Genomic DNA, 23,423 nt, shown 5'->3' on the forward strand with positions numbered 1-23,423 from the left:
CGCCTTTCAGGTGCGGAAGGCAGTCCATGGATCAGATACGGCGGGCAGGGCATCAATCGGCCCATAAGGCGGCCCATAGGCCGGCAAAGCCGACATTTTCCGAATTGTTCACGCCGAAACTCGTGACGGTCTGGCGGGAGGGTTACCACCTGCCGCAATTCAAGGCCGACTTCATGTCCGGCCTGACGGTCGCCATCGTTGCGCTGCCGCTGTCGATGGCAATCGCGATCGCATCGGGCGTGACGCCGGAGCGTGGCCTCTACACCTCCATCGTCGGCGGCTTCATCATCTCGGCATTGGGCGGCAGCCGCTTCCAGATCGGTGGGCCGGCCGGCGCTTTCATCGTGCTGGTGGCGGCCACGGTTGCCCGCGTCGGCGTTGACGGCCTGCTGCTGGCGACGATGATGGCCGGTGTCTTCCTGCTCGCCATCGGCTACCTCCGGCTCGGCACCTACATCAAGTTCATCCCCTATCCGGTCACCGTCGGCTTCACTGCCGGCATTGCCGTCATCATCTTCTCCGGCCAGATCGTCGAACTGTTCGGATTGACCCTGCCGGGCAAGGAGCCCGGACCGTTCGTGCCAAAACTGATCGCGCTTGGCGAGGCGGCCAGCACGATCAACCCTGCCGCGACCTTCGTGGCGGTGCTGACCATCGCGACCATCGCCTTGCTGAAGCGCTGGCGGCCGAAATGGCCGGCCATGCTGATCGCCATCGGGCTCGCCTCGCTCGTCGTGGCGCTGCTTGCGCTGCCGGCCGAGACGATCGGCACGCGCTATGGCGGCATCCCGCGCAGCCTGCAATGGCCGGCCCTGCCGCCGGTCGGCCTCGGCAGGATGATAGAGGTCCTGCCGGACGCCATCGCCTTCGCGCTGCTCGGCGCCATCGAGTCGCTGCTGTCGGCCGTCGTCGCCGACGGCATGACGGGCCGGCGGCACCGGTCGAATTGCGAGCTGGTGGCGCAGGGCTTCGCCAACATCGCCTCTGCCCTGTTCGGCGGCATCTGCGCCACCGGCACCATCGCCCGCACCGCCACCAATGTGCGGGCCGGCGCGCACGGGCCGTTCTCGGGCATGGTGCATTCGGCGATCCTGCTCGTGCTGATGCTGGTGGCGGCGCCGCTCGCCAGCTACATCCCGCTCTCGGCCCTTGCCGGCGTGCTGGCGGTGGTCTGCTGGAACATGTTCGAAAAACAGGCCTTCGCCACGCTGCTGCGCGCGTCGCGCGGCGATGCGCTGGTGCTGATGGCGACCTTTCTCATCGTCGTCTTCCGCGACCTGACCGAAGGCATCGTCGTCGGCTTCGCGCTCGGCTCGATCCTGTTCATCGACCGCATGGCCAAGTCGGTCGCGGTCGAGGCGGATCTGGTGCAGGACGACGTCGCCGACCGCATCAATGGCGCCGGCGCCTATGATTCCAGCGAGGCGAGCGACGCCGACACCGTCGTCTACCGTATCTCGGGCGCTTTCTTCTTCGGCGCCGCCTCCACCGTCGGCAGCGTGCTCGACCGCATCGCCGATCAGCGTCGCAACTTCATCCTCGACTGTTCCGCCGTGCCGCTCTTCGATTCGACGGCGGCCAATGTCATCGAAAGCGCGGCCCACAAGGCCAGGCGCGCCGGTGTGCGCTTCATCATATCCGGTGCGTCGCCGCAGATACGGCGCATGCTGATCAACCACGGCGTCAAGCGGCCGCTGGTGACCTATGCCGCCTCGATCCGCGACGCGAGGGCACAGCTGGCGGGAGAACGAGAGGCACAGTAGCTCTCGCCCGAGGCGCGGCGTCGGCCGACTCCTATCTGTTCAGCGATCCCGGACCGCTGACGAAGGGGCTGCCCCTGAGATAGAATCGCAGCAGGCGGTCGGCATCCTTCGAAATGCCGATCCTGGTGCTCTGCCCGATTTCGCCGGGCTCGTGGTCATCGCTTGCCAGCCATAGAGGGCCTTCCCGGCACAGGTCGAGGCCGTCGAGCGACCGGTCGACCCGTAACGCCGCGGCCAGCCGTCCCGGCCCACGCCTCAGGTCACGCAAGCGCTCTGTGCCCCGGTTCAGCCGCATGATCGCGATACCTTCCAGCGGCTCGAGGGCCCGGATCAGCACGCCGGTACCGATCCCCGGCATGTCGCTCGAGACATTCAGCATATAGGAGACACCATAGGCGAGATAGACATAGGCGTGCCCCCGCTCGAGGAACAGCGAGCGGTTGCGCGGGGTCATCCCCCGATAGCCGTGCCCGGCGGCATCGCCGGCGACATAGGCCTCGGTCTCGACGATGCGGCCGCTGACCCTGCCTTCCGGCAAGTCGCGCACCACCACCTTGCCGATGAGAGTGCGGGCGAGGGACACGGTATCGTTCGGCAAGTCCTCGCGGCCGAGCGGCCGGTGATTATCCCTGTGCTTCACGGTCGCCACAACCCGACGGATCGAAGTCCTTCCGCGGTCAACCCGCGGCGGCCAAATCCTCCGGCGACGGAGCGCCGGCAAGATCGTCGCGCGCCTTGCGGGCTAGTTTCTTCGTCGAGTGCTTGGGGCTGTCGCCAAACAGTTCGGTGGCCTCGGCGAGACAGGTTTTCCTCAGGCTCTTTTCCGAACGCTTCAGCAGCTTGCTAAGAAGCTTTGTATCCGACGGCGGCCCAAGCGGCTCGCCGTCGGTCTCGAGCAGCGCGCGCATGACGAACACATCATGCAACTCGCCGAGCCGCTCGCCCAGCGTATCGACGGCCTTGCGCCGCGCCTTGATCGGCGCCGGCCAAAGCCTGCCCAGCAGCGAGAGATGCATGCCATGTGTCTTGGCCGCCTTGCGCAGGTCGTGGAAGTCGTCGGCTTCGCCGCGCGAGCCGGCCTTGTCGAGCGCCTTCCTGGCGCGGCGCAAGATGGCACGGGCGCCTTCGGCAAGCACGTCGGCGGCCTGTTCCGGCTGGTCGGGCAAGGCAAGACTTTCGATCCGCTTCATGCCGTCCTCGCAGGCCGCGGTCGCCGCGCCGATTGCTGCCCGAAGGCCGGCGCCCTCAAGCAGATCATGCTGGCGGGCGACCAGCCTGTCGCGTACGGCATCAAGCCCGCCATCGGCGCTTTCCTTGCGAAAATCCGCCGCCAGCCGGTCGATGGTCTCGATCAGCGCCGTCGCCTCACGGGGGCCGGCAAGCAGCGCCGCCACATTCCTGTAGCAATGGTTCTCGGTCGTGCAGAATGTATCGTCTCCGGAATGAACCAGCCGCAGCAAGGCGCGCGCGCTCTTGAGCCGCTTGCGGCATTTATGCACTCCCTGTTCCGGCCGGCTGCGCGCCGTGTCCAGATGCTGGAGGGCCTTGCCAATTTCCTCGGCAAGGATGCGCCTGACCTCACCGGTCAACGGCAGGCGCGGGTCGATGCGAAAGCTCATGCGGCGATCTCCGGAATCCCCCCGAGGGCGAGCGACGCGTTGTAAAACTTCTGCTCGCCGGTGACTTCTCGGCCGAGCCAGTCTGGCAGCATTTCGTCCGGCACGTCTTCCGGCGTCTCGAGTTCGGCCACCACAAGTCCCGCGAGCCCGCCACCAAAAACGTCGACTTCATAGAGATAGCCGCGATGCCTAACATGGTGACGTGTCTTCTCGATGACACGTCCGATGGCGAAGTCCAGCATCTCCAGCGCGTCGGCCAACGGGATCGGGTATTCGAATTCGTCACGCTCACGCGCCGCGTGCCCGAATTTGAGCGTCAGCTTGGCGGCGGCGCCGTCACTGATGCGGATGCGGACGGTTCGCCCAGGCGCGGTGGCGAGGTAGAACTGGAGAATGCGGATATCCGCCTCGACCAGTTCCCGCCACGCGGTGCTGGAGACCAGGAACTTGCGCTCGACTTCCTTGCCCATGGCCGGGCACTAAAGCGTCTGCCGCGGGCGATGGCAAGACGGCTATGTTCACAAGTTGACTTTAATCAATCGATTGATTAAAGTTCGGCATGACCAAGTCGCCAATCACGGGAACTCCGCGCCGCCAACCAGCCCCGGCGGAGCTGACGCGCGCCGCGCTTGTTCGCGCGGCGTTGAAACTGTTCGGCCGGCAGGGTTTCGATGGCACCTCGACCCGCGAGATCGCGGCGGAAGCGCAAGCCAATATCGGCTCGATCGCCTATCATTTCGGCGGCAAGGAAGGCCTTCGCACTGCCGCCGCCGACTATATCGTCGAAACCATCCAGACGATCGCCGGCCAGGCGCTCGGCAGCGGCCAGCCGGGAGCGGCAAGCGATCCGGAAGCGGCGCGCGCGCAGCTTTTCGTGGCGTTGGAGCGGATGGTCGGTTTCATCGTGGCGCAGCCGCAGGCCGGCGAGATCGTGCAATTCGTTCTGCGTGAACTGTCGCATCCGACGGCGGCGCTCGACCGCATCTATGATGGCGTCTTCGAGCCGACGCATCGCCGGCTGTGCGTGATCTGGGAGCAGGCGACCGGCGAGCCGGCTGAAAGCGAACGGACCCGGCTGACTGTATTCACGCTGATCGGCCAGGTCATCTATTTCCGCATCGGCCGCGAAGCGGTGATGCGCCGCATGGGCTGGCATGACATCGGCGCCGCCGAGGCCGCCAAGGTCATTGCGGTCACCACGGACAACCTCAGCGCCATACTGGCCGCCAGAAAAGGGACGGGGATGAAGGGGCAAAGACCATGAGCTTGCTGTGTTCGCTGCCGCTCGCCGCGCAGCTTTTCGGGGCCTGTGCGCCCACCGCCCCGCTGGCCGTCGGCTATGTCGAAGGCGACTATGTGCTGCTGGCGCCGATCGAGGTGGCGCAGGTCGAGGCAGTTGCCGTGAAGCGCGGCGATCGCGTCACGCCCGGCACGACGGTGGTGACGCTGGAAAGCGCCGACGCAAAGATCGCGGTGGCGCAGGCCGAGGCAAGCCTCGCCCAGGCGCAGGCACAGCTTGCCGACCTGCAGGTCGGCAAGCGGCCGGAGGAAATCGCCGCGCTCAAGGCTCAGGTCGACATGGCCAAGGCGCAGGCCGATGACGCAAAGCGAAAATACGACCGCGCCGCCGATCTGTTCAAGCGCGGCACCGGCACGCAGGCCGACTACGACACGGCTTCGGCGACGCTGGAGACCGCCAACGCCCAGGTCGGGCAGGCTGAGGCCAATCTCGCCGTCGGCGGCCTGCCGGCGCGCGCCGAGACGATCAAGGCCGCCGACAATCAGGTCAAACAGGCGCGGGCCGCGTTGCAGCAGGCCGAGTGGCGGCTGTCGAAACGGGTGCTGGCGGCGCCATCGCCCGGCCGCGTCAACGATGTCATTCGCAATCCAGGCGATACAGCCGGGCCGACGGCGCCTGTCATCTCCATGCTGCCCGACGGCGCGGTCAAGCTCACCGTCTATATACCGGAAACCGCCTTCGCTTCCGTCAAGGTGGGCAGCCTGCTCAAAGTTCGTTGCGACGGTTGCGGCCCGGACGTGAAGGCGCGCGTCAGCTATGTCTCGCCCGACCCCGAATTCACGCCGCCAGTGATCTATTCGCTCGAGAACCGGCAGAAGCTGGTCTATCTCGTCGAGGCGCGGCCGGAGGGCGATGCGGGTCTGCTGCAGCCCGGCCAGATCGTCGACGTCGATCTCGCGGAAACGGCGAAATGAACGTCATCGACGTTCATGGCCTGGTCAAGCGGTTCGGCGACAAGACCGTCGTCGACCATGTGTCGATGTCGGTCGCCGAAGGCGAGATCGTCGGCTTCCTCGGCCCCAACGGTTCGGGCAAGACCACCACCATCCGCATCATGTGCGGCCTGCTGACGCCGGATGAGGGCGAAGGCACGGTGCTGGGGTTCAACATCCGCACCGACTCGCTCCGGATCAAGCGCGAAGTCGGCTACATGACGCAGAAATTCTCGTTCTACGAGGATCTGACGATCGGCGAGAACCTCGAATTCGTGGCGCGGCTCTACCAGTTGAAGCCGGTCGAAGAGTACGTGGCCAAGACACTCGATGAGCTTGGGCTGGCCAGCCGCCGCAACCAGTTGGCCGGCACCTTGTCCGGCGGCTGGAAGCAGCGGCTGGCGCTGGCCGCCTGCATCATGCACAAGCCGAAGCTGCTTTTGCTCGACGAGCCGACGGCCGGCGTAGACCCGAAGGCGCGGCGCGAATTCTGGGACGAGATCCATCACCTCGCCAGCGGCGGTCTCACCGTGCTGGTCTCCACCCACTACATGGATGAAGCCGAGCGTTGCCACCGCATCAGCTACATCTCCTACGGCAAGATGCTGGCCACCGGCACCGTCGCCGAGGTGGTGCAGAATGCCGGGCTGACCACGTTCGTTGTCCAGGGCCCACGTCTCGACAAGCTGGCCGAAACGCTGCAGGGCCGCCCCGGCGTCGACCAGGTGGCGCCGTTCGGCGCGACGCTGCATGTCGTCGGCTCCGACAAGAAGAAGCTCGAAACGGCCCTCGCCGATGTCGAGAAGCAATACAAGGGCGTGACGGTGGCACCAGGGGAGACCAGCCTTGAGGACGTCTTCATCCAGTTCATGTCGGGTTCGAAGGACAACATGGCATGAGCAGCGTCTTTTCCTTTGCCCGGCTCGGCGCGCTGCTGATCAAGGAATTCATCCAGATGCGGCGCGACCGCATCACCTTCGCCATGATGCTCGGCGTGCCGCTGGTGCAGCTGGTGCTGTTCGGCTTCGCCATCAACAATGATCCGAAGGGCTTGCCGACGGCCCTGGTGGCGATGAGCAACGACCAGTATACGCGCGCCATGGTCTCCGCGCTGCAGGTGACGGGCTACTATCGTTTCGACCATGTGACCCAGAGCGCCGAAGAGGCGGAGTTCCTGATGGCGCGCGGCGACGTGTCCTTCGTCGTCACGATCCCGGCCGACTTCGCCAGGCGCGTCGAGCGCGGCGACAATCCGCGGATCCTGATCGAGGCGGACGCGACCGATCCCTCGGCCGCGAGCGGCGCCATTTCCACGCTGAGCACGATCGCCGGCCAGGCGCTGCTGCGCGCCCAGGGCATGCAGGCCGCCGCCGCCGAGAACGCCAGGCAGCAGCTCCAGGTGGTGGTGCATCAGCGCTACAATCCGGAAGGCATCTCGCAGTACAACATCGTGCCCGGCCTGCTCGGCGTCATCCTGCAGATGACCATGGTGATGATGACGGCCATGGCGCTGACCCGCGAAACCGAGCGCGGCACGATGGAAAACCTGCTCGCCATGCCGTCGAGCCCCGCCGAGATCATGCTGGGCAAGGTGCTGCCCTTCCTTGTCGTCGGCGCGGTGCAGGTTGCGGTGGTGCTGGTGGCGGCGAAGCTCCTGTTCGATATCCCGTTCGTCGGCAGCCTGACACTGCTCTTGTCGTCGGTGCTTGTCTTCGTGCTTTCGCTGGTGCTGCTCGGCTATACCATCTCGACCATGGCCCGCTCGCAGATGCAGGCGATGCAGCTCACCTTCTTTTTCTTCCTGCCCTCGCTGCTGCTGTCGGGCTTCATGTTCCCCTACCGCGGCATGCCGGGCTGGGCCCAGGCGCTGGGCGAAATCTTTCCACTGACGCATTTCCTGCGCATCACCCGGTCGGTCATGCTCAAGGGGGCCGATTTCCATGCAATCGCGGTCGAGATCGGCTGGCTCGCCGTGTTCGTGCTGGTGTTCGCGGGCACTGCGCTGTTGCGGTTCAGGCGCACGCTTGACTGATTTTGCGGGGCGGGGCGAGGTCGAAAGACGGAAAGTGACCTTGGCGACTGCATCAGGAGCGGCGGCATTCTATGCCGCCATGATTTCGGCATAGGTGCCGAAATCGACATTGCCGCCGGACAGCACCACGGCGACGCATTTGCCCGCGAGTTCGATCCCGCCCGAAGACAGCGCCGCCAGTCCGACACAGCCGCCCGGTTCGACCACCAGCTTGAGGTGGGCCATGGCGTCGCGCATCGCCTGTGCGGTCGCCGCGTCGGAGACGGCAATGGCGCCGGCGAGGTTCCTGCGGTTGATCTCGAAAGTGATGGCGCCCGGCTCGGCGGTGAGGATCGCGTCGCAGATCGAGCTGTAGCCGGGTTCGTTCGAAACCCGGGCGCCGGCGGCAAGCGAGCGGCGCGTGTCGTCGAAATGCTCCGGCTCCACCGCCCAGACCGCGGTGCCGGGCGAGGCATCCTTGACCGCGACGGAGATGCCGCTGGTCAGGCCGCCGCCGCCGCAGGGAACGATGACCGCGTCGAGGCTGACGCCGAGCGCCCTGGCCTGCCTCACGAGTTCCAGGCCGATCGTGCCCTGGCCGGCGATGATGGCCGGATCGTCGAAGGGCGGCACCAGCACCATGCCCTTGTCTAGATAGGGGCGAACCACGCTCATGCGGTCGTCGCGGAAGCGATCGAACGGCACCACCTCGGCGCCCATCCTGCGGACATTGCCGATCTTCATCGCCGGTGCGTCAGCCGGCATGGCGATGACCGCCTTGACGCCGAACATGGCGGCGGAAGCGGCGACCCCTTGCGCATGATTGCCCGAGGAAAAGGCGACGACGCCACGGCTGCGTTCTTCTTCACTGAGCGATGACAGCTTGTTGTGGGCGCCGCGGAACTTGAACGAGCCGGTGCGCTGCAGCGTCTCGGGCTTGAACAGGATACGGCCGCCAAAGCGCTTGTTCAGCTCCTGCGATTCGATCAAGGGGGTTTCGACAATCAGGCCCGAAAGCCGGGTAGCGGCGGCGCGGATGTCGGCGATGCCGGGAAGGGTGAGGGTGGTCATGCGAAGTCCAGCAAGAGAGATGGTGTCTCTCATGATGCCCGCAAAGGCACGTGGCGTGCCATTGAAAAAATGTGACCGTTACAAAGTTGGCGAGTCATGAACGGCGTTTGCACCGCCCCTCACTGTCCTGCCGGCAGGGCAATGAGGGGCGGCGCCGAGACCGGCAATTGAGCGCTCCTAACCCAGCAGCGTCCTTTGCCTCTTGGTGCCCCCCAGCTTGCGCCAATTGTTGAAGCGGTGGGTGGCGGCGGCAAACGAGATCTTCATCTGCTGTGAGACCGAATAGCGCGACTTGCCCTCGTCGAACATGCGGTAGCAGCATTCGACGCCTTCCTCGGTCAGCTTGCCATCCGGAGCCTTGTTGTGCGGATTGGCGGGGTCGAACTTCTCGACCTCCTGCTCGACAAGGCCCTTCAGCCTCTGCAGGTCCGCCTCGATGCTGGCGATAAGATCGAGGACAGGCTTCGGGTCGAAATGCTGTGCGGGATGCTTTGTCGTCATCTGTTGGATCCTCATTCTTGTCTTAGGTTCAGCTATATAGGCGAATCTTTGCCGATAACAAAGGACCAACCGCCCTCGAGCGCTTCAACAATTCTTGACCTCGCGGCCAAGCATGCGATTGACCGGAGACACTTCCAACCCTAGTTTAGAACAATTCTAAACTAGGGTGATTTCCTCATGCTTTCCCGTGTTTTCGGCTTCGGCCGCCGCTCCTTCGAGTCACTCTCCGAACAGGAGATCTTGGCGCTGGCCATTTCGTCCGAGGAGGACGATGGCCGCATCTACCGGGCCTATGCCGACGGGCTGACGGAAAGCTTTCCGCAATCGGCAAAAGTGTTCGAGGAGATGGCCGAGGAAGAGGATGGCCATCGCGACTCACTGATCGAGCTTTTCCGCAAGCGTTTCGGCGAACGCATTCCGCTGATCCGGCGCGAGCATGTGAAAGGCTATTTCGAGCGCAAGCCCGACTGGCTGGTGAGGCCACTCGGCATCGAGCATGTGCGCAACCAGGCCGAGGCAATGGAGCGGCGGGCCTACCTGTTCTACGTCGAAGCGGCAAAGCGGACGACGGATGCCTCGACGCGCAAACTGCTCAACGATCTGGCGGTGGCCGAACAGGGCCACGAGACGCTGGCGCAGCGGTTGGAGCAGAAGCACGTGCCGGGCGCGGTCAAGGCCGAGGAAGCCACGGCCGAGCAGCGTCAGTTCATTCTCACCTATGTGCAGCCGGGGCTGGCCGGGCTGATGGACGGATCGGTGTCGACGCTGGCGCCGATCTTCGCCGCCGCCTTCGCCACGCATGACACCTGGCAGACGCTTCTGGTCGGGCTTGCCGCCTCGATCGGTGCCGGCATTTCGATGGGTTTTACCGAGGTCGCCTCGGACGATGGCAAACTGTCTGGCCGCGGCTCACCGATCAAGCGCGGCCTGACCGTCGGCGTCATGACGACGCTGGGCGGTCTCGGCCACGCGCTGCCCTATCTCATCCCGCATTTCTGGACGGCGACCGCCGTCGCCGCCGTGGTGGTGTTCTTCGAATTGTGGGCGATCGCGTTCGTCCAGAACCGCTACATGCAGACCCCTTTCCTGCGCGCCGCCTTCCAGGTGGTGCTGGGCGGCGCGCTGGTCTTCGCGGCCGGCGTGCTGATCGGGAATGCATGAGCGCCTTTTTACCTTCTCCCCTTGTGGGAGAAGGTGGATCGGTGCGCAGCGCCGAGACGGATGAGGGGTGTTGGACGGAGTGAGACGTTGGCAGCCTTGTCACCATGCACCCGCATTGGACGCGTTAAGCTGGAGCACCCCTCATCCGACCGAGCTTCGCTCGGCCACCTTCTCCCACAAGGGGAGAAGGAAGAACCAGCACTCACCCATTCACCGCGCGGCTGTCCGCCGGCGCCTGTTCCCTCTCCGTCAGCCCATAGTCGCGCACGACATGCGCGATGCGCAGACGATAGCCGGCAAAGATGCCGCCACGGCCGGCTTGCTGCGCCTGCCGGTGCTCCTCGGTGTTGCGCCAGGCTTTCACCGCGTCCTCGTCGCGCCAGAATGACAGCGACAGGATGCGGCTCGGGTCGGCCAGGCTCTGGAAGCGCTCAATCGAGATGAAGCCATCGATGCCGTCGAGCAGAGGGCGCAAACTGGCGGCGATGCCGAGATAGGCATCGCGTTTGCCCGCCGCCGGTTCGACCTCGAAGATGACGGCGATCATATTTTCACCAATGGCGCGTGCGGACCGGAGACGTGCCTCAGGAACATGCGATCCTCCTTGAGGATGAAACGCTCACGGCGGGCGAACTCATAATTTGCCTTGCCGGCGGGGTCGGCGGCAAGCCGGGCGCGATAGGCTTCGTAGGCCGCAAGGCTGTCGATGTTGTAGGCGGCATAGGCCGTCGTCGCCGAGCCCTCATGCGGGGCATAGTAGCCGATCAGGTCGGCGCCGCAGCGCGGAATGGCTTGGCCCCAGTTGCGGGCATACTCCTCGAAGGCAGCCTTGCCGAACGGGTCGATCTCATAGCGGATGAAGCAGGTGATGGTCATGGTCGGCTCCCTGGGTTTCTGCATCAATGGGGTTTTTACATCAATAGTTCGAGCGCGGTCGAAACGTCGTGCGCATCGGTGTGGTAGGCAGGATCGCGTCAGGAGCCGCCGCCGCTTGCGTCGCCACTCCTTGAGCTGAAGCCAGAATAGTGGTTACCTAACAGCGATGCTTCGACAAGGATCAAACTATGCGTGAAGGACCCGACATCGCCCGCGTCGCCAGCCTGGTCGGCGATCCGGCCCGCGCCAATATGCTCTCCGCACTGATGGGCGGCACGGCACTGACGGCGAGCGAGCTTGCGCTGGAAGCCGGCGTCTCCCTGCCGACCGCCAGCTCGCATCTGTCGAAATTGATGGAGGGCGGACTGCTGACCTTGGCCAGCCAGGGCCGGCATCGCTATTACGGCCTTGCCGGGCCGCAGGTGGCGGGCATGATCGAGGCCATCACCGGCGTTGCGGAAGCCGTTGGCCCCAAGCGCGTGCGGCCGGGCCCGCGTGACGCCGCGATGCGCGTCGCCCGCGTCTGTTACGATCACCTCGCCGGCGAGCAGGCGGTCGCGATGCTGGACCGTCTGGTCGAGAAGGACATCCTGCTGCGCGACGACAATGAGATCAGGCTTGGCCCGTCGGCGGCATCGCATTTCGCGGCCATCGGCATCGATGTCGACGCCAGGCCGCGCCGGCCAGTCTGCCGCGCCTGCCTCGACTGGAGCGTGCGGCGTTCGCACCTCGCGGGCACGCTCGGGGCCGCCATTCTCGACAAGATCCTTGCCGAGAAATGGGCACGGCGGGAGAAGGACAGCCGGGCGGTCATTTTCTCGCCGCCGGGCAAGGCGGCATTCGAGAGGGTGTTTCTAGCCTGAGCCGGCTATCCCCGCTTCAACACCTTGCCCTTTTTGAAAAAATCCGCCCACGGATCGGCTTTCGCCAGCTGCTTCAGCGTTGTCTTGTCGCCGATCGGGAACGCGTTTGGCGCCAGCCCGGCCTCGATCTCGGCCCAGGTCACCGGCATCGACACGGTGGCGCCCTTCTTGGCCCGCGAGGAGTAGGGGGCGACGGTGGTCGCGCCGCTGCCATTGCGCAGATAGTCGACGAAGATCTTGCCGGTGCGCGCTTTCTTCGACAACGTCGCGGTGTAGCGGTCCGGCGCTCCCTGTTCCAGCGCGCGGGCGAAATCATGGGCGAAGCTCTTGACCTCGGCCCAATCCGCCGACGGTTTCAGCGGCACGACGACATGAAAGCCCTTGCCTCCCGATGTCTTGACGAAATTGGGCAGCGACAGCTCGTCGAGCTTGCCCCGTATGTCGAGGGCGGCCGCGCGCACCGCCTCGACGTCAACGCCCTCGTCCGGGTCAAGGTCGAAGACGATCTGGTCGGGCCTTGCCAGGTCATCGATGGTACAGCCCCAGATGTGGATTTCGACCACGCCTAGCTGGACCAGGGCCGCAATGCCGTCGAAATCGCGGATGAACAGGATTTCCTCGCCATCGATGGGATCGTTCGTCTTCCCGATCTTCTCGTGCATGCCGGCCGACGCATGCTTCTGGAAGAAGCGCTGGCCGTGGACGCCATCCGGCGCCCTGACCAGACTGAGCGGGCGGTCGACCACGAACTGCTTCATGCGCGGCCATACCAGTGCATAGTGATCGAGCAGGGCCTGCTTCGATATCTTTTCGTCGGGCCATAAAAGCTTGTCAGGATGGGAGAGCTTCACGGTGGTTCTAGCGGTTCCGGCAGCCTTGGCGGCGCTTGAAGCCGGCTTGGCTTCGACCGCGCTCTTGGCTGTCGGTGCTGCCTTGGGCTTTTCCTGCACGACTTCCTCCGCCGGCTTGTCCTCGCGCAATCCCTGGAACGAAGCATGGCGTATAATACGGTCCGAGGTCCAGCTGCGGAACTCCACTTCGCCGACAAGCTCCGGCTTGACCCAGACCAGGCCCTTGCCCTTCGGCACGGCCGCACTGAACGGTGAAGCCGCGGCTTTCAGCGCGTCGAGTTTCTTCTTCAACTCGTTGGCGCCCTTGGTGGAGAAGCCGGTGCCGACGCGGCCGGCATAGTGCAGTTTGCCGCCCTCGTAATAGCCGACCAGCAGCGAGCGCAGCCCACGCCCGGTCTTGTCGGACGGCAAATAGCCGCCAATGACGAATTCCTGCCGCGCCGTGCATTTCGACTTCACCCATGTCGGGCCGCGCCCGCTGCGGTAGGGCGCATCGGCGCGTTTGGAGACGACACCCTCCAGCCCCATGCGGCAGGCATGCTCCAGCATCACCTTGCCGGGCTCGGCGAAATGGTCGGAGAAACGGACCGCCGGGTTCTCGGATTGCTTGCCGAGCAGTTCCTGCAGGGCCTGCTTGCGCTCGACCAGCGGCTCGCCGCGCAAATCCTTGCCGTCGAGCCGCATCAGGTCGAACACATAGTACATGAAGCGGTGTGTCCGCTTCGCCGACAAATCCTGCTGCAGCAGCGCGAAGGAGGAGACGCCGCTGTCGGCCAGCACGACGACCTCGCCGTCGATGATGGCGTCGTTGCATTTCAGTCCAGCGAGCTCGGCAACGATCTCGCCGCCGAATTTCTCCGTCCAGTCGAGGCCGGTGCGGGTCAGAAGCCGCACGTCGGTGCCGGCGATCTGCGCCTGCATGCGATAGCCGTCGAACTTCACCTCGTGCAGCCAGTCCTCGCCGGACGGTGCATCCCGCTCCAGCGTGGCAAGCTGCGGCTCGACGAACTCGAGTTTGTGACCAGAAGCCTTCCCCTTGCCGGCGGCCGGCTTGTTCGAATGCCAGACCTTTGGCTTCTCACCCCTGGCGGCCTTGCCTTCGCCGACCTCCTCGATCGTCAGGCCGGACTTCACCGATCTGGGCTCGTCCTTCAGAATATCCTCGCCCGGCCGCGCCGCCGCATCGTCCGACTTGATCAGCAACCAATTGTCGCGCTTCTCGCCGGGGCGCGGTCTCAGCCGCACCAGATGCCAGCGGCCGTGCAGCTTGTGGCCGTTGAGTTCGAAATCGATATGTCCCTTCTTCATCGCCTTGGCCGGATCGCCGTCGGGCGTCCACGTGCCTTCGTCCCAGACGATGACCGAGCCGCCGCCATATTCACCCTTCGGAATGGTGCCTTCGAACGGCGCGTAATCGATCGGATGATCCTCGACATGCACGGCCAGCCGTTTCTCATGCGGGTCGAGGCTGGGGCCGCGCGTCACCGCCCAGCTCCACAATACGCCCGCGTGTTCCAGGCGAAGGTCGTAGTGCAGCCTCGTCGCGGCATGCTTGTGGATGACGAAGATGCCGCCTGCCTCGCCCTTCTTGCGGTCCACCTTGCCGGCCGGCTCCGCGGTTTTCTTGAAATCGCGTTTGGCATGATATTGTTCGAGGCTAGCCATCTGTTCGCATCCTCACGCCGACTTGCGCTTGGTCGCGGCTTCTTTCGGCTTGCCGCGCTTGGTCGCCGCTTTTGTCTTCGCCGCGGTCTTTGCGCGGCCGGTGCCGGAACCGCCTTCGGACGAAAGGCTCTTCTTCAGCGCATCGAACAAGTTGACGACATTGGAGGGTTTGGGCGGCGCCTTGGCCTTCGGCGCCTTGCGGCCAGCCTTCTTGGCACGAATGAGCTCGAGCAGCGCGTCCTCGTATTTATCCTCGAACTTCGAGGGATCGAACTTCGCCTTCTTCTTGTCGATGATGAGCTCGGCCAGATCGGTCATTTCCTGATCCGTCTTCACCGCCTCGATGTCGCCGAAGACGGTATCAGGCTGGCGCACGGTGTTGTCGTAGCGCAACGTCGTCAGCAACATGCCCTTGCCGAGCGGCTCGATGACCACGGGACGTTCGCGCCGATAGAGCACGATGCGGGCCAGCCCCGCCATCTTCTTGCCGGCCATGGCGTCGCGGATGACGGCGAAGGCTTCCTGCGAGACTTTATCGGCCGGTGTGACATAGTAGGGAGTATCCAGGTAGATCTGCTCGATGGAGGATTTGTCGACGAAACCGTCGAGCCCCATCGTATGCGACGACTCGATCTGTACGGCCTCGATCTCGTCTTCCTCGATGTGGATGAAGTCGCCACTGTCGTCTTCGTAACCCTTGATCTCGTCGTCGTCCCCAAGCGGCTTGCCGGTTTCGGCGTCGACATAGATACGCTTGACCGTGTTGCCGGTCTGGCGGTTGAGAATGCGAAACGAGACTTTCTCGGCATGAGTGACGACGTTGGTCAGTTCGATGGCGCAGGTGACCAGCGAAAGCTTCAGGTAGCCTCTCCAGGCCGGACGCGGCGCCATGACGATTCCTGTTGAGAAAGACGATTCCTGTTAAGAAAGATGAGGTGCAACGGACGACGGCGCAACCGGTTCCAATCCGGTCGGACCAAGGCCGGCGCGACTGCCTCCGGCCTTGGCCGTCAGCCCCTTACTCGGCGGCCTGCAGGTTGATCTTGCTTTCCGCCATTTCGGTCAGCTTGCGATCCGTCGCCTGCTCTTCCTTGAGGTTCCTGGCCAGCAGATCGGCGCAGTCGCTGCGGCCAAGCTGCTTGGCCCAGGCGATCAGCGTGCCGTAGCGGGTCATCTCGTAGTGCTCCACCGCCTGCGCCGAAGCGATCAGGGCAGCGTCCAGCACGTCCTTGTCGTCGATATCGCCGCTTACCTCGTCGGCCTCCTCGAGGATGCCGTCAATGGCCGGGCAGTTGACCGTCTTTGCCTTCACGCCCTGCAACTCGAATACTTCCTCGACACGTTCGACGTGACCCCTTGTCTGCTCGAGATGTTTTTCGAAGCCGGCCTTCAGCTGCGCGTCGGTGGCTTTGTCGATCATCTTCGGCAACGCCTTCTCGATCTGTTTTTCGGCATAATAGATGTCGCGCAGAGTATGCACGAACAGGTCGTCCAGCGTTTTGATGTCCTTCGAAAAGAAGCCCATGGTTTCAGCCTTCCATTGCTCTTGCGGTTTCGGGATTGTCGGCCTGCCCTCGGCAGTGCCCGTCGAGCCGGCATGCCGGCTCCAAGGGTCAACGTCCGGTGCATGGGCCGGTTCCGGTCCCCATTGGCAGGAGGCAAATGAAATTCCGGCGGCCGTCTGGAAGTTGAAACAGAACCGCGCGCGGGCGACATTCAAACGAAACATATGTGATGCAAAAGTCACACCGGCGAAAATGGCGACAAAAGGCGTCGAAACACCCCGAATCGGCCGCATTCCGGCCATGAAGCAACGGGTTTTCGACCAGAAATTAACATCACGTTCACCGACTATTCACGCCTCGATGCTATCATTCCCGCAAATCGGAAAGGACATCCGAAAACGGGACAGGGACAGGTAAAATGAACTTCCTCACGCACCTCATCGGCTATGCCGCCGCCATCCGCGAATTCGTCGCGCCGACCTATCGGCCCGAGCGCTATTACATGCGCGGCCCCGGTCCGGCTTGCGCCCGCCGCGGCACGTCGCTGGGCGCGCACTGACCATGACGTTCGAGAGCCGCCACAACAGCCGCATCTGCAGGCCGGGTGCCGACTCCCGCGCCACGACCTATCGCGCCGAGCGCCCGATTTTCGCCGGCAGGCGGCGTGCGACATCGCCACGTCTTTGATGCCGCCTCCGGCTGGCTTGGTGTCACGGGACACGAGCAGCCGAGGCACCCGTGACCGATCCTCCCCAGTCAAGCCGGACCAAGTCAAGCCGTCCCAAGCCAGGCCGCCCACCTGAATCCTTCGACGCAAGCCATCCGCTGATCGTCTTCGATGGCGCCTGCGTGCTGTGCTCGGGTTTCGTGCGCCTCGTGACCAGGCTCGACCGTCAGGAACCGATTCCGCTTCGCCAACGCGCTTCGGCGAAGCGCGTTCCGGAGACACGGGCCGCGCACCGACAGCTACGAAACCAGTCTCGTTCTTATTGATGGCGCTGACTTCACACGGCTCGACAGCTTCGTCGCGGTCATTGGCTGAAGACCATCCAGTGTTCAGCGGGCGAAACGACATAACCGGCTAACGGCATGGCTGGCTGGTTTTGAGATGGAAGGTCTGCGGGATACACACCCGGTCGCCGGGACGATCACGGGCTACCGCGACTGGCTTGTGCTGGCGGGTCCGCAAGCCTCCAGCACGATCGCCCCGCCCGCCGTCTTGCCAAGTTCCCGGCAGCCCTGAGGGGTGCACAGCGTCCACCCATCGCCAGTCGCCCCGGAGGCGGCTAGCACGACGCGGCGCTGCGTACCGATCCTGGGCGCGTAGACCCACCAGCCGCCGCGAAGCACCGCGCCCTCGGGTGGCTCCATGCCGGCGCCCGAGCCCTCGATGCGCGCCTCGACGACTTGCAGGCCGGAAGGCGTCACCCTCCAGTCTTCCTCCCAGCGCGTCCGTTCGACCGAATGCGTCCACGACAGGGTGAAGGCGGCGGCAGCCAGCGCCACTGTCTTGCCGGCGGCCAGGATGCAGAGGCTCAAGGGATCGTCGGCCCGGGAGCGCCGGACACGGTGCGGGTGCGGTACCAGTGCGCGCCCACCACCAGCAGCGACAGGACGAAGCCGGCCTCGTCGGTCAACGGCACTGCCGCTACGAGCAGGAAGGCGGCGGCGGCCGCTGCGAACCGTTCCCATACGGTCAGCCGCGTGCGCAGGAAGCCGATCACGGCCGCCCCCCACAGGCCGATCGCCAGCACGGCCTTGACGACGATATAGGCGACTGCGGGCCAATACCCGACCGCCGCCGACAGTGGGCCGCCGTCCTGCAGCATGAGAGCCGGCGTGTAGACGGCCATGAACGGCACGACAAAACCGGCGGCGGCGACCTTTATGGCCTCGAAGGCGATTTTCAATCCGCTTTCCCGGGCGATCGGCGCGGCGGCGAAACAGGCAAGCGCCACCGGCGGCGTCAGATCCGCCAGGATGCCGAAATAGAACACGAACATGTGGCCGACCAGCAGCGGCACGCCAAGCTGGAGCAGCGCCGGCCCTGCGATCGAGGCCGTGATGATGTAGTTTGGAATGGTCGGAATGCCCATACCCAGCACGACGCAAGTCACCATCGTCAGGACAAGCGACAGGAACAGGCTGGACTGGCCGATGGAGACGATGAAGGCACCGAAGGTCGTCGCGACGCCGGTCAGCGTCATGGTGCCGACAATGACGCCGACCACGGCGCAGGCAATGCCGACCGGCAGCGCCGTGCGCGCGCCTTCGGCCAGCGAATCCCGGCAGGCGATCAGCGTGTCGCGCCCGCCCGAGACGAAGAGGTTTGCCACGATCAGCACGGCGGCGGCGACGAGAATGGCGTTGATGCCCATCTTGAAGAAGCTGGCGGCGACCAGACCCAGACCGATCCAGAAGGCGGCGCGCAGGATGGGCGAGGGCAGCCCGAGCGCCACCGAGCCGCCGAGGATCAGCAGCACCGTCATGGCGAGTCCGATCGTGCCGGCATAGAGCGGCGTGTAGCCCGAGAACAGCAGGTAGATGAGGACGGCCAGTGGCAGGATCAGGTACCAGCCTCGGCGGAATGCCGCGAGCGGCGAAGGCAATTCGGCCCGGGACAGGCCAAGCAGATTGTGTTTCCCGGCTTCGAGATGCACCATCCAGAAGGCCGAGGCGAAATAGAGCAAGGCGGGAATGATCGCCGCCTTGACGATTTCGGAATATTCGACGCCGAGCGTCTCGGCCATGATGAAGGCGACCGCGCCCATCACCGGTGGCATGATCTGTCCGCCCATCGAGGCCGTGGCCTCGACGCCGCCCGCAAAGGCGGCGCGGTAGCCGAAGCGCTTCATCAGCGGAATGGTGAACTGGCCCGTGGTGACCACATTGGCGACGCCGGATCCTGAGATCGTGCCCATGAGCCCCGATGCGATCACCGCCACCTTGGCAGCGCCGCCGCGTGCATGGCCGACGAAACCCAGCGAGACGTCCGTGAAAAGCTTGATCATGCCGGCGCGTTCCAGGAATGAGCCGAACAGGATGAACAGGAAGATGTAGGTGGCCGAAACATAGATCGGAATGCCATAGATGCCTTCCGTGCCATAGGCCATCTGGTCGACGACTTGCGAAAAGTCGTAGCCGCGATGGTTCAGCGGCGACGGCAGATGCTGGCCGAACAGCGCATAGAGAAGAAAACACCCGGAGATGACCGGCAAGGCCGGCCCCATCATCGCGTAGGCAGCAGCGAAGACGGTGACGAGCGCGATGACGCCGAAGATCAGGTCGGCCGTGTTCAGGTCGCCGGCGCGCAGGATCAGCGCCTGGTATTCGAGATACTGGTAGGCGGCGACAGCGACACCGGCCAGGGCCAGCGCCCAGGCGAGCGTCCGTCCGGCGGCGCCCAGCTTGCGCGCGGACGCGACGAGCGGGAAAGCCAGCAGCATCAGGAAGCCGACATGGGAGGCGCGCAGCACCTGACTCGGGATGCTGAGGATGTGGGCGGCCGTGGCAATCTGGAACAGCGAGAAGATGACCGCGATCCAGAACAGCAGCCGGCCTTCCCGCGACGGCGCGAAACCGCCACCGGTCGGGTCGTGGAAATCTTCCGCCGTGGCCTCTGTTCTTGTCTCGATGCCGGCCGCTGTCTGAGCCATGGGACTTGCGCCTTCAATCGGCCGGGAGCCGGCCGCCCGGTCCCCGGCCATAGCCCCTTGTCACATTATGCCCTTTTCCTTGTAGTAGCGCGCGGCGCCCGGATGCAGCGGGACGGGCAGACCCTTGATCGCGTCCTCGAGCTTGATCGACTTGGCGGCATTGTGCGCGGCAACCATCTGGTCGAGGTGCTCGAACAACTGTTTGGTCATCTGATAGGCTTCCTCATCCGACAGGTCGGAACGGGTAACCAGGATGTTCGTGATGGCCAGCGTCGGGATGTCCTGCTTCTGGCCCTGGTAGGTGCCGGCGGGAATGGTCGCCGCCTGGAACGGCGCGCCCAGCTTCTGGGCGACCTCGGCCGGAACCGCCACCACGGTGATCGGCAGCGATGAAGCAAGGTCCTTGATCGACGCGACGCCGAGCCCCGCCGACTGCAGCGTGGCGTCGAGCTGGCGGTTCTTGATCAGTTCGACCGATTCGCCGAACGGCAGGTATTCGGTCCTCGACAGATCGCTGTAGCTCATGCCCAGCGCCCCGAAGATGGCGCGCGCGTTGAGTTCGGTCCCGGATTTCGGTGCGCCGACCGACAGGCTCTTGCCCTTCAAGTCGGCGAAGGACTTGATCCCGGACTCCTGGCTGGCGACGATCTGGACGTAGTTCGGGTATATGGCCGCGATCGCGCGCAGCTTTCCGAGCTTTTGCGGGAAACCGGCATCGGCGTCGCCTTCGGCGGCGGCTTTCACCGAATCGCCGAGCGCGAAGGCGATCTCGCCCTTGCCCTGCTCCAGAAGGTTCAGGTTCTCCACCGAAGCCTTTGTCGCCTGGACCTGGGTACGCACGCCCGGAATGGTCTTGCCGTAGATTTCCGAAAGCGCGACGCCGAGCGGGTAGTAGACTCCGGACGTGCCGCCGGTCAGCACGTTGATGAACTCGTCGGCCCTGGCACCGCAGATACCCACGCCCAGCGAAAGGGCCACCATGCCAGCCGCGATGAACTTCGTTCTGAAAAAGAGCACGTGTTTTCCTCCCTGGAATAGCGACAACCGCATCACCTCCTCGACGCGGACCGGCCCGAGTTTAGACGGCGGGCCGCAAATGCCAACCCGCAAATGTGCCATTAGACGAACGGTTGAGTGGATCCGGAACGCCTGCCGGCTTGCGCAAGGCGCGACCGCGGCCGAAAGTTTTCCGCAACCTGTCGAAATCGGTCGCCGCCGCGCGACATACGTTCGGCCCGCAACGGAGCGGCCTTCGAAACCACGGGAGAAGACCCATGCGATACATGCTTTTGATCTACAATGACGAAGCCGCGATGGCGAATACGCCGAAAGAACAGACCCAGCAGGCCCTCGCGGCCTACGGTGCCTATACCGAAGCTTTGAAGAAATCCGGCGCGTGGCTGGCTGGCGAACGGCTGCGCCCGACCCAGGCGGCCACTGCGGTGCGGATGGCCGGCGCCAAGACCAACGTGCTCGACGGCCCTTATGCCGATACCAAGGAGCAGCTTGCCGGGTTCTATATGATCGAGGCGGCCGACATCGATACGGCCATCGAATGGGCGGCGCGCTGTCCCGCCGCCAGCACCGGCACGGTCGAGGTACGGCCCATCTGGGAAATGACAGAGTACATCACCGAGCAATGAGAATGTGATGGACGATCGTTCTGAGAAGGCATGGGCGGCGGCCGAAGCAGCCGCCCGGCAGAGCTACGGCAAGCTGGTCGCCTGGCTCGCGGCGCGCACGCGCGACGTCGCCGGCGCCGAGGACGTGCTGGCTGATGCGTTCGCGGCCGCGCTCGAACGCTGGCCGCGAACCGGTGTGCCCGCGCAGCCGGAAGCCTGGCTGCTGGCCGTGGCGCGGCGGCGCCGCGTCGATGCGGTGCGCCGGCGGCTCACCCGGGAGGCTGGCCGCGAGCATCTCAAGCTGATTGCCGAAGAGATGGAGGCGCGCATGACCGACGAAGACCTGCCCGACGAGCGGTTGCGCCTGATGTTTGCTTGCGCGCATCCGGCGATCGAATCGGGCGTGCGCGCACCGCTGATCCTGCAGACCATCCTCGGCTTCGATGCCGCGACGATCGCTTCGGCGTTTCTCGTCTCACCGGCAACGATGAGCCAACGCCTGGTACGCGCCAAGGCCCGTATCCGCGAAACCGGCATTCCGTTCCGCGTGCCGGAGCGGACCGAGCTTGGCGAACGGCTGGACGCCGTGCTGGAAGCGATCTACGCGGCTTTCGCCGAAGGCTGGTCCGATCCGGACGGCACCGAGACGCGGCGCCGCAATTTGGCGAGCGAAGGCATCTGGCTTGGCCGGCTGGTGGCCTCGCTTCTGCCTGACGAGCCGGAGGCGCTTGGCCTGCTTGCATTGATGCTGTTTGCCGAGGCGCGCCGGCCCGCGCGACGCGATGCCGCCGGCGATTATGTGCCGCTGACCGCGCAGGATTGCGCGCTGTGGGATGATGTCTTGATCGACGAGGCCGAGGCCCTGCTTGGCCATGCCGCGACCAAGGGCGTCATCGGCCGCTATCAGCTCGAGGCAGCGGTGCAGTCGGCCCATACGACGCGACGGCTGAGCGGCCGTATCGACTGGGCCGCGATCAGGCAGCTCTACGATGCGCTGTCGATGATATCAGGTTCGCCCGTCGTGGCGATCAACCGCGCGGTGGCGATCGCCGAGACAGACGGGGCGACGGCAGGGCTGGCCGCGCTTTACGTGCTGGGTGATGACAAGCGCCTCGCCGACTATCAACCCTACTGGGCCGCCCGCGCAGGTCTGCTGGCCAGGCTCGGCAATGTGGTGCATGCGGCCGAAGCCTATGACCGGGCCATCGGCCTCGAACGTGATCCGGCGCTGCGCCGCTTCCTGCAGGCAAAAAGAGCAGCACTTCCCAAAAACTGAAGGGCGATGCTGCTGGCCTGCTCAGGCCGGCCACATCTGGTGCGAGGCGTTGAGTTTCCGCATCAGCGCATGTCCGCGCAGTTCGCCCCACAGGCGTTCGATGTTCGGCCAGGCCACGCGTGCCTTGCCTATGTCGGGATGCCAGGCCACCAGCATCACCAGATAGATGTCGGCCACCGACATCGCCTCGCCGGCCAGCCAGTCACGGCCGGGCAAGGCGGCGTCGATGACGGCAAAGCCGCGATCCATCTCGGCGACGGCGGCCTGCTTGACGGCTTTGGCGCCGTCGGCATCGGCCGTGTAGCGCGGCGCGTAATAGAAGCGCAACATCGCCGGGTAGATCACCGACGACATGAAGGCCATCCAGCGCAGGAACTCGGCGCGCGCGGGCGCGTCGATCGCCGGTGCCAGGCCAGCCTCGGGGTGGCGCTCCGCAAGCAGGATGCAGATCGCCGCCGATTCGGTGATCGAGCGGCCGTCCGGCAAGGTCAGCACCGGCACCTGGTTCAGCGGGCTGATCTCCAGGAAAGCCGGATCGGGCCGGTCGGTCTTCGGCACGTCGATCTGCTCGAAGGGTGCGTTCGCCAGCGCCAGCGCCGCCTCGATGACAAAGCCGCCGCTGCCGGGACGCGTATAGAGCTTGTACATGAAATCCTCCCCCGGCCGGAAACAGGCCGCCAGAGATTTGCACCGGAAGCGGTGTTCCGCTCAAGCTGGTGGTGGCAGCCAGGAGCACTTTTTCGGCGGTCCA

24 protein-coding genes are annotated in these 23,423 nt (G+C 64.9%); 10 read left to right on the forward strand and 14 right to left on the reverse strand.

Features of this window, described 5'->3' with window-relative positions; translation table 11 throughout:
• Positions 1–26 precede the first annotated feature (26 nt).
• Positions 27–1,763 carry a SulP family inorganic anion transporter gene (locus FJ958_RS06070; protein WP_140740679.1) on the forward strand — a complete coding sequence of 579 codons (1,737 nt, stop codon included), beginning with the start codon at positions 27–29 and terminating at the stop codon, positions 1,761–1,763.
• Positions 1,764–1,794: 31 nt separating this feature from the next.
• On the opposite strand, the gene FJ958_RS06075 is transcribed toward FJ958_RS06070, so the two are convergent.
• Genes FJ958_RS06075 through FJ958_RS06085 form a run of 3 tightly spaced genes read right to left on the reverse strand, consistent with a single transcriptional unit; the run spans position 1,795 to position 3,852 of the window.
• Positions 1,795–2,412 carry a DNA-3-methyladenine glycosylase gene (locus FJ958_RS06075; protein ID WP_246679507.1) on the reverse strand — a complete coding sequence of 206 codons (618 nt, stop codon included), beginning with the start codon at positions 2,410–2,412 and terminating at the stop codon, positions 1,795–1,797.
• Positions 2,413–2,440: 28 nt separating this feature from the next.
• Complete coding sequence (locus FJ958_RS06080; RefSeq protein WP_140740683.1) at positions 2,441–3,382, reverse strand: CHAD domain-containing protein; 942 nt, start codon at positions 3,380–3,382, stop codon at positions 2,441–2,443.
• Positions 3,379–3,852 (reverse strand): CYTH domain-containing protein, encoded by a 474-nt coding sequence (locus tag FJ958_RS06085; protein ID WP_140740685.1) that lies wholly within the window; start codon positions 3,850–3,852, stop codon positions 3,379–3,381. Before FJ958_RS06085 ends, FJ958_RS06080 begins: the two co-directional genes overlap by 4 nt.
• 89 nt (positions 3,853–3,941) lie before the next feature.
• Here FJ958_RS06085 and FJ958_RS06090 point away from each other — a divergent pair, with 89 nt between their 5' ends.
• From FJ958_RS06090 to FJ958_RS06105, 4 genes are read left to right on the forward strand one after another with little or no spacing between them, the layout of a single operon-like run.
• Positions 3,942–4,646 (forward strand): CerR family C-terminal domain-containing protein, encoded by a 705-nt coding sequence (locus FJ958_RS06090; protein ID WP_140740687.1) that lies wholly within the window; start codon positions 3,942–3,944, stop codon positions 4,644–4,646.
• Positions 4,643–5,596 (forward strand): HlyD family efflux transporter periplasmic adaptor subunit, encoded by a 954-nt coding sequence (locus tag FJ958_RS06095; protein WP_140740689.1) that lies wholly within the window; start codon positions 4,643–4,645, stop codon positions 5,594–5,596. The genes FJ958_RS06090 and FJ958_RS06095 overlap by 4 nt, the downstream gene beginning before the upstream one ends.
• Positions 5,593–6,513, forward strand: coding sequence for an ABC transporter ATP-binding protein (locus FJ958_RS06100; RefSeq protein WP_140740691.1), 921 nt, complete (start codon positions 5,593–5,595; stop codon positions 6,511–6,513). The genes FJ958_RS06095 and FJ958_RS06100 overlap by 4 nt, the downstream gene beginning before the upstream one ends.
• The gene (locus tag FJ958_RS06105) at positions 6,510–7,646 is read left to right on the forward strand and encodes an ABC transporter permease (protein WP_140740693.1); all 1,137 of its coding nucleotides are present in this window, start codon (positions 6,510–6,512) and stop codon (positions 7,644–7,646) included. Before FJ958_RS06100 ends, FJ958_RS06105 begins: the two co-directional genes overlap by 4 nt.
• A 69-nt stretch (positions 7,647–7,715) precedes the next feature.
• Here FJ958_RS06105 and FJ958_RS06110 read toward each other — a convergent pair whose 3' ends face one another.
• Both FJ958_RS06110 and FJ958_RS06115 read right to left on the reverse strand, forming a co-directional pair.
• The gene (locus FJ958_RS06110) at positions 7,716–8,696 is read right to left on the reverse strand and encodes a threonine/serine dehydratase (RefSeq protein ID WP_140740695.1); all 981 of its coding nucleotides are present in this window, start codon (positions 8,694–8,696) and stop codon (positions 7,716–7,718) included.
• 177 nt (positions 8,697–8,873) lie between these two features.
• The gene (locus FJ958_RS06115; protein ID WP_140610601.1) at positions 8,874–9,197 is read right to left on the reverse strand and encodes a hypothetical protein; all 324 of its coding nucleotides are present in this window, start codon (positions 9,195–9,197) and stop codon (positions 8,874–8,876) included.
• A gap of 177 nt (positions 9,198–9,374) precedes the next feature.
• Between FJ958_RS06115 and mbfA the strand changes: the two genes are divergently transcribed.
• Positions 9,375–10,358, forward strand: a complete 984-nt coding sequence (gene mbfA / locus FJ958_RS06120) for an iron exporter MbfA (protein WP_140740697.1) — start codon at positions 9,375–9,377, stop codon at positions 10,356–10,358.
• Between the two features lie 202 nt (positions 10,359–10,560).
• Here mbfA and FJ958_RS06125 read toward each other — a convergent pair whose 3' ends face one another.
• Both FJ958_RS06125 and FJ958_RS06130 read right to left on the reverse strand, forming a co-directional pair.
• Complete coding sequence (locus FJ958_RS06125; protein ID WP_140740699.1) at positions 10,561–10,905, reverse strand: antibiotic biosynthesis monooxygenase; 345 nt, start codon at positions 10,903–10,905, stop codon at positions 10,561–10,563.
• A complete protein-coding gene (locus FJ958_RS06130) occupies positions 10,902–11,234 on the reverse strand; it encodes an NIPSNAP family protein (RefSeq protein WP_140740701.1) in 333 nt (110 codons plus the stop codon). Before FJ958_RS06130 ends, FJ958_RS06125 begins: the two co-directional genes overlap by 4 nt.
• A gap of 188 nt (positions 11,235–11,422) precedes the next feature.
• Here FJ958_RS06130 and FJ958_RS06135 point away from each other — a divergent pair, with 188 nt between their 5' ends.
• Positions 11,423–12,097, forward strand: a complete 675-nt coding sequence (locus FJ958_RS06135; RefSeq protein WP_140740703.1) for a winged helix-turn-helix domain-containing protein — start codon at positions 11,423–11,425, stop codon at positions 12,095–12,097.
• Between the two features lie 5 nt (positions 12,098–12,102).
• Here the strand turns inward: FJ958_RS06135 and ligD are convergent, their stop codons facing one another.
• The 3 genes from ligD to FJ958_RS06150 all read right to left on the reverse strand — a co-directional run bounded on the left by ligD (position 12,103) and on the right by FJ958_RS06150 (position 16,138).
• Positions 12,103–14,613, reverse strand: coding sequence for a DNA ligase D (ligD, locus tag FJ958_RS06140; RefSeq protein WP_140740705.1), 2,511 nt, complete (start codon positions 14,611–14,613; stop codon positions 12,103–12,105).
• A gap of 12 nt (positions 14,614–14,625) precedes the next feature.
• Positions 14,626–15,504 carry a Ku protein gene (locus FJ958_RS06145; RefSeq protein WP_140740707.1) on the reverse strand — a complete coding sequence of 293 codons (879 nt, stop codon included), beginning with the start codon at positions 15,502–15,504 and terminating at the stop codon, positions 14,626–14,628.
• 127 nt (positions 15,505–15,631) lie between these two features.
• On the reverse strand, positions 15,632–16,138 hold the full coding sequence (locus FJ958_RS06150) for a ferritin-like domain-containing protein (protein WP_140740709.1): 507 nt from the start codon (positions 16,136–16,138) through the stop codon (positions 15,632–15,634).
• 398 nt (positions 16,139–16,536) lie between these two features.
• Between FJ958_RS06150 and FJ958_RS06155 the strand changes: the two genes are divergently transcribed.
• Complete coding sequence (locus tag FJ958_RS06155) at positions 16,537–16,677, forward strand: hypothetical protein (RefSeq protein ID WP_013892047.1); 141 nt, start codon at positions 16,537–16,539, stop codon at positions 16,675–16,677.
• 596 nt (positions 16,678–17,273) lie between these two features.
• Here the strand turns inward: FJ958_RS06155 and FJ958_RS06165 are convergent.
• The 3 genes from FJ958_RS06165 to FJ958_RS06175 are packed head-to-tail and all read right to left on the reverse strand — an operon-like array spanning position 17,274 to position 20,791.
• Positions 17,274–17,657, reverse strand: a complete 384-nt coding sequence (locus FJ958_RS06165; protein ID WP_140740711.1) for a DUF1850 domain-containing protein — start codon at positions 17,655–17,657, stop codon at positions 17,274–17,276.
• Entirely contained in the window at positions 17,654–19,774 is a 2,121-nt protein-coding gene (locus tag FJ958_RS06170) for a TRAP transporter permease (protein ID WP_140740713.1), read from the reverse strand. Before FJ958_RS06170 ends, FJ958_RS06165 begins: the two co-directional genes overlap by 4 nt.
• Positions 19,775–19,834: 60 nt before the next feature.
• Positions 19,835–20,791 (reverse strand): TAXI family TRAP transporter solute-binding subunit, encoded by a 957-nt coding sequence (locus tag FJ958_RS06175; RefSeq protein ID WP_246679509.1) that lies wholly within the window; start codon positions 20,789–20,791, stop codon positions 19,835–19,837.
• Positions 20,792–21,048: 257 nt separating this feature from the next.
• Here FJ958_RS06175 and FJ958_RS06180 point away from each other — a divergent pair, with 257 nt between their 5' ends.
• Both FJ958_RS06180 and FJ958_RS06185 read left to right on the forward strand, forming a co-directional pair.
• Positions 21,049–21,417: a YciI family protein gene (locus FJ958_RS06180; protein WP_140740716.1), complete on the forward strand. Its 369-nt coding sequence runs from the start codon at positions 21,049–21,051 to the stop codon at positions 21,415–21,417.
• 7 nt (positions 21,418–21,424) lie between these two features.
• Complete coding sequence (locus tag FJ958_RS06185) at positions 21,425–22,672, forward strand: RNA polymerase sigma factor (RefSeq protein WP_140740717.1); 1,248 nt, start codon at positions 21,425–21,427, stop codon at positions 22,670–22,672.
• A 21-nt stretch (positions 22,673–22,693) separates the two neighbouring features.
• Here the strand turns inward: FJ958_RS06185 and FJ958_RS06190 are convergent, their stop codons facing one another.
• Positions 22,694–23,320: a glutathione S-transferase family protein gene (locus FJ958_RS06190; RefSeq protein ID WP_140740719.1), complete on the reverse strand. Its 627-nt coding sequence runs from the start codon at positions 23,318–23,320 to the stop codon at positions 22,694–22,696.
• Positions 23,321–23,423: the final 103 nt, after the last annotated feature.

Origin of the sequence: Mesorhizobium sp. B2-3-5, assembly GCF_006442395.1 — a bacterium.
Classification (GTDB): domain Bacteria; phylum Pseudomonadota; class Alphaproteobacteria; order Rhizobiales; family Rhizobiaceae; genus Mesorhizobium.

Bases quoted from the DNA above. Each gene is read 5' to 3' on its own strand.
- FJ958_RS06070 (WP_140740679.1), top strand. From the start codon at position 27: ATGGATCAGATACGGCGGGCAGGGCATCAATCGGCCCATAAGGCGGCC.
- FJ958_RS06080 (WP_140740683.1), bottom strand. From the start codon at position 3,382: ATGAGCTTTCGCATCGACCCGCGCCTGCCGTTGACCGGTGAGGTCAGG.
- FJ958_RS06085 (WP_140740685.1), bottom strand. From the start codon at position 3,852: ATGGGCAAGGAAGTCGAGCGCAAGTTCCTGGTCTCCAGCACCGCGTGG.
- FJ958_RS06090 (WP_140740687.1), top strand. From the start codon at position 3,942: ATGACCAAGTCGCCAATCACGGGAACTCCGCGCCGCCAACCAGCCCCG.
- FJ958_RS06095 (WP_140740689.1), top strand. From the start codon at position 4,643: ATGAGCTTGCTGTGTTCGCTGCCGCTCGCCGCGCAGCTTTTCGGGGCC.
- FJ958_RS06100 (WP_140740691.1), top strand. From the start codon at position 5,593: ATGAACGTCATCGACGTTCATGGCCTGGTCAAGCGGTTCGGCGACAAG.
- FJ958_RS06105 (WP_140740693.1), top strand. From the start codon at position 6,510: ATGAGCAGCGTCTTTTCCTTTGCCCGGCTCGGCGCGCTGCTGATCAAG.
- FJ958_RS06110 (WP_140740695.1), bottom strand. From the start codon at position 8,696: ATGACCACCCTCACCCTTCCCGGCATCGCCGACATCCGCGCCGCCGCT.
- FJ958_RS06115 (WP_140610601.1), bottom strand. From the start codon at position 9,197: ATGACGACAAAGCATCCCGCACAGCATTTCGACCCGAAGCCTGTCCTC.
- mbfA (WP_140740697.1), top strand. From the start codon at position 9,375: ATGCTTTCCCGTGTTTTCGGCTTCGGCCGCCGCTCCTTCGAGTCACTC.
- FJ958_RS06125 (WP_140740699.1), bottom strand. From the start codon at position 10,905: ATGATCGCCGTCATCTTCGAGGTCGAACCGGCGGCGGGCAAACGCGAT.
- FJ958_RS06130 (WP_140740701.1), bottom strand. From the start codon at position 11,234: ATGACCATCACCTGCTTCATCCGCTATGAGATCGACCCGTTCGGCAAG.
- FJ958_RS06135 (WP_140740703.1), top strand. From the start codon at position 11,423: ATGCGTGAAGGACCCGACATCGCCCGCGTCGCCAGCCTGGTCGGCGAT.
- ligD (WP_140740705.1), bottom strand. From the start codon at position 14,613: ATGGCTAGCCTCGAACAATATCATGCCAAACGCGATTTCAAGAAAACC.
- FJ958_RS06145 (WP_140740707.1), bottom strand. From the start codon at position 15,504: ATGGCGCCGCGTCCGGCCTGGAGAGGCTACCTGAAGCTTTCGCTGGTC.
- FJ958_RS06150 (WP_140740709.1), bottom strand. From the start codon at position 16,138: ATGGGCTTCTTTTCGAAGGACATCAAAACGCTGGACGACCTGTTCGTG.
- FJ958_RS06155 (WP_013892047.1), top strand. From the start codon at position 16,537: ATGAACTTCCTCACGCACCTCATCGGCTATGCCGCCGCCATCCGCGAA.
- FJ958_RS06170 (WP_140740713.1), bottom strand. From the start codon at position 19,774: ATGGCTCAGACAGCGGCCGGCATCGAGACAAGAACAGAGGCCACGGCG.
- FJ958_RS06180 (WP_140740716.1), top strand. From the start codon at position 21,049: ATGCGATACATGCTTTTGATCTACAATGACGAAGCCGCGATGGCGAAT.
- FJ958_RS06185 (WP_140740717.1), top strand. From the start codon at position 21,425: ATGGACGATCGTTCTGAGAAGGCATGGGCGGCGGCCGAAGCAGCCGCC.
- FJ958_RS06190 (WP_140740719.1), bottom strand. From the start codon at position 23,320: ATGTACAAGCTCTATACGCGTCCCGGCAGCGGCGGCTTTGTCATCGAG.